The 1,348-nt window shown below is 42.0% G+C and carries 1 protein-coding gene; it reads left to right on the forward strand.

Annotated elements, in window-relative coordinates; translation table 11 throughout:
• The first annotated feature begins 130 nt into the window (after positions 1-130).
• Positions 131-1,267, forward strand: coding sequence for a lipase family protein (locus R7M72_RS24800; RefSeq protein ID WP_318056425.1), 1,137 nt, complete (start codon positions 131-133; stop codon positions 1,265-1,267).
• Positions 1,268-1,348 lie beyond the last annotated feature (81 nt).

Here is a 1,348-nt window from a genome sequence, read left to right on the forward strand (position 1 = left end):
CAGAAAGCACAAGGCGAACTCCTGTTCATTCTGTATGTGATTGGAATAGCGAGAGAATAAATACATACGAATATGACGAAACTACTGATACCCACGTATTGAAAAAATAAAGAGTAAGGAAAAACAACTAATGAGCACTATTTCTCCATTTATGGCGAGTGAACTATGTAATATTGCATACGAAGTGAAGCACAATCTTGAACGTGTGAAACTGCCAGCTGTTGTTGATAATCACTTTGGTTTTTCGAAAGTAGCGGTAGGTACAAGTGGTGGTTTTTTCTTTCGTCCTGAAACAGGGTTTGCTCTGCTAGGAAAGGGAAAAAGTGAGCGTTATAAAAATGACCTTGTCTTAGCTTTTAGAGGTACAGCAGGATTAGCTGATGGGATTACAGACTTAACGTGTAGCGGGAAAGGAACAGATACCGGAGAGACCGTCCATTCGGGATTCCAAACTACGTTCTATTCTATGAGAAAAGGTCTAACTCGTTTTCTTCGTGATAATCCGGTAACCGCTAACGGTACTATACATTGTGTTGGACACAGTTTAGGTGGTGCATTAGCGACTCTGGTTGCGAATTGGATTTCTGCTTCTCCAGAGTTTAAAGGCAGAGTTAACTTATATACTTTTGGCGCACCAAGTGTCGGAATTGAATCTTTTTCGATCAACTCATCATCTCGAATATCGACTCACTTCCGTTGTGTCAATGGTGCGGACCCCGTAACAAAAGCGCCAGTATGGCCTTTTTATCATGTGCCTTATGATGGTTCGGAGTACATATTGAATCGTGCTCAAGGTCTTTTTCCTAGCGCACATTTTATGGCGGAGTACAGTTCTTATACACAGACTGCAACCTGGGATAGCCTTGGCTTTCAAAAGGCAAGCTCCACTTTTAAACGCGTAGTTTTAAACTATGAGAATCGACTTCAAGCCACACCTTCTGCTGATTGGGCAGATAAGATCTCGGCAGCGCTCCTTACGTTGTTAGTTGATGGTGGGGCTGCGGCGTCAGTCTTTGCCCTGCAAAATGTAGGTTCTGCTATTGCTACTATATATGACGCGATTGCTCGTTCAATCGTCAAAATTTCAGAACTCTCTAGCGAATTTTCTGAACGCGTAAAAGGTTTACTTGGCCACATGTTGGTATTTGCGGGGAAAGGTGCAAATATCGCGATCAAATTTACTTATTCCTTTATTCGTTGGGTGTTTGAATTGGTGCTAAGTAAGTTGAATCAGGCTGTTAAAGCCGCCCTCAAAACGACCTTCTGATTTTGATTAATCCTCCTTTGCTTAGGTGTGGTTTATTCTTAAATACGAAAAGTTTCCTACTTGGTTAGCGAAGCTAGTGGC

The sequence above is a fragment of the Vibrio sp. YT-18 genome (assembly GCF_033337345.1).
In the GTDB taxonomy this organism is placed as follows: domain Bacteria; phylum Pseudomonadota; class Gammaproteobacteria; order Enterobacterales; family Vibrionaceae; genus Vibrio; species Vibrio alginolyticus.

What these genes read in the sequence shown, in the direction of transcription:
- R7M72_RS24800 (WP_318056425.1), top strand. Translation starts at nt 131, where the DNA reads ATGAGCACTATTTCTCCATTTATGGCGAGTGAACTATGTAATATTGCA.